Source organism: Stenotrophomonas sp. 3diitr2024 (genome assembly GCF_042136455.1).
Taxonomy (GTDB): domain Bacteria; phylum Pseudomonadota; class Gammaproteobacteria; order Xanthomonadales; family Xanthomonadaceae; genus Stenotrophomonas; species Stenotrophomonas sepilia.
In genome coordinates this window covers 1-2,212 of the sequence record NZ_JBHHMJ010000306.1, presented here as the reverse complement: position 1 = coordinate 2,212, position 2,212 = coordinate 1, and the positions used below count along the sequence as shown (strand labels likewise).

Annotated in this window: 3 protein-coding genes; all 3 read right to left on the bottom strand. The window is 71.3% G+C overall.

What is annotated here, in order from left to right; genetic code table 11:
- Positions 1-78: 78 nt before the first annotated feature.
- The 3 genes from ABGA94_RS07070 to ABGA94_RS07060 are packed head-to-tail and all read right to left on the bottom strand — an operon-like array spanning position 79 to position 2,066.
- Positions 79-789: a hypothetical protein gene (locus ABGA94_RS07070; protein ID WP_065196880.1), complete on the bottom strand. Its 711-nt coding sequence runs from the start codon at positions 787-789 to the stop codon at positions 79-81.
- Between the two features lie 34 nt (positions 790-823).
- Positions 824-1,513, bottom strand: a complete 690-nt coding sequence (locus tag ABGA94_RS07065; RefSeq protein WP_065196854.1) for a hypothetical protein — start codon at positions 1,511-1,513, stop codon at positions 824-826.
- 43 nt (positions 1,514-1,556) lie between these two features.
- Positions 1,557-2,066 (bottom strand): Sua5/YciO/YrdC/YwlC family protein, encoded by a 510-nt coding sequence (locus ABGA94_RS07060; protein ID WP_375366823.1) that lies wholly within the window; start codon positions 2,064-2,066, stop codon positions 1,557-1,559.
- Positions 2,067-2,212 lie beyond the last annotated feature (146 nt).

Below are 2,212 nucleotides of genomic sequence, written 5' to 3'. Positions count from 1 at the left end.
GCCGGCCGCTGGCCGGCAACCACGGGATCTTCAGGTGATTGCAGTTGCCGGCCGGCGGCCGGCACTACCGCATGGCAGTCACCCCGGTACCGGGCAGTTGCTGGCCTCCAGCACGCCCTGCAACCGTTCGCGTTCCCCGCGGGCCTTGTCGCGGTTCTCCGGCGAGGCGAACCGCTCGCGGCCACGTGCGTCGCGGAAGCGTTGCTGCCAGCTGCTGCAGCGCTGCGCTTCCGGCAGTTCCTCGCAGCGGTCGCGCACCACTTCGCAGCCTGCAGCATTGACCGGTGTGGCGCCGCCCAGGCCCTGCACGGTCATCAGTTCGCAGCGGCCGGGGGCAGCTTCGTATTCGTGCAGGTAGCCACCGCCCTGGCTGTCGGTGCACTGGAAGATGGGCGGCAGCGGCGGCTTCGGCGGCGCATTGCTGTCCGGCGCGGCATCAGCCTGGCGTGGCAGCGATGCACTGTCGAGTATCAGATCGCCGCCTTCGCGTTCGACCATGCCGGCTTCCATGATCGTGCGTCCTTCGCCGGGGCGGCGGGGGCTGGGCGCGGAAGCCGGCGGCATACCCGCCGCCGCCGGTTCGGGTGGCGACGGCACAGGGGTCGGCGTGGGCGACGCACTGGCAGCGGCCGGAATCCGCACCACCTGCTGCTTGCTGCCGGCAGGGCAGGGCGTACGTTGCAGGGTGGGCACATCGCTGTTGCTGGAGGTGCAGCGGTAGATCACCCCGTCGTCGGCCACTGCGTTGCCGGCGAACAGGCCCAGGGCCAGCCAGATCAGGTTCTTCATGCGCACAGCGTACATGCCACGGCAGGTGCTGCGCTCAGCGGTCGCAGTCCCGCGACAGGCGTGCGTCGATGCCACGCTGTTCGTTGCTGATGGCAGTACGCTCGCTCTGCAGCGCACTGTTGTAGCGGCGGTCCAGTTCCCAGCGGCGGTCGCGCAGGCGCGCGCAGACTTCCTGCGGCGGCAGCGCATGGCAGCTGTCGCGGACCAGCACGCTGCCGGCCGGAACCTGCACACCGACACCCACCGCGGGCGGCCGGTAGCCGGTTCCTTCACCGATGGGGGTGCCGACCGGCGTGCCGAAGGCCGGGCGTGGGCCGGGATGGACCGGGCCGTGGTGCCCGTGCGGAAGCCAGACGCTGGTCCACAACGGTACCCAGCGCGGATTGCCCTCGTTGTTGTCGCTGGTATAGCGGCGACCGTCGTCGCTCACGCATTCGTACAACGGCTGTGGCGGCTGGATGTAGACGTGGCGGACTTCGCGATCGCGCATCACCGGAACCTCGTCGGGAGGCGCGGGCGTCGCATCGCTGCGCACCACCCGTGGCGTCGGGTCGCGCGGGCGCTGCAGGTCGCGCACTTCCTGCCGGCCGCTGCTGCAGGGCCTGTCCTGCAGGGCCACGGCGCCATTGCTGGCGACGCAGCGATAGACGCGCACGTCCTCTGCGGCCGGTGCGGTCCATGGCAGCAGCAGGCACAGGCCCAAGGCGGTGCGCAGCAGGTTCATGGCGGCAGGGTGCGTGATTGTGCGTGGCAGTGCAATCGTCCGCTCAGGAGCGCAGCACGTTGCCGCTGAGCGCGTCGCGGATCGGGGTCGGTTGGGCCAGGCCACCGGTCTCGCCATCGAGCAGGCCATCGAGCAGGCGCAGCAGGCGCGGATCCAGCTCGGCGCGACTGCGTGCCGGCGGTTCACCTGCCAGGTTGGCGCTGGTGGAGACCAGCGGCCCGCCCCAGGCGCGGCACAGGGCGGCGACCAGTGGGTGGGCGCTGATGCGTACGGCGATGCCGCTGTGTTCACCGGTGACCCACGGTTGGGCGCGCGGACCGGCCGGCAGGATCCAGGTGTTGGCGCCCGGCCAGCTGGCCAGCACCGCGCGCTGGCGGGCGTCGGGCAGCGCCTGCAGGCGGACCCAGCCCTCCAGCTGCGACAGTTCGGCGGCGACCAGGATCATGCCCTTCTCGATCGGGCGCTGTTTCAGCCGCAGCACCGCGTGCACCGCGGCTTCATGTGACGGATCGCAGCCCAGGCCCCAGACCGCTTCGGTCGGATAGGCGATCACGCCACCGGCGCGGAGCGTGGCGACAGCAGAGTTCAGGGCGAGGTGACCGGCGTGGCCAGGCGTTGGCGGGTGGCGGCTTCCAGCGAGGTCAGGCCAGCACGCTGGCCCAGCTGAAGGGCCTGTTCGGGGCTGGCATGTTCGTAGCG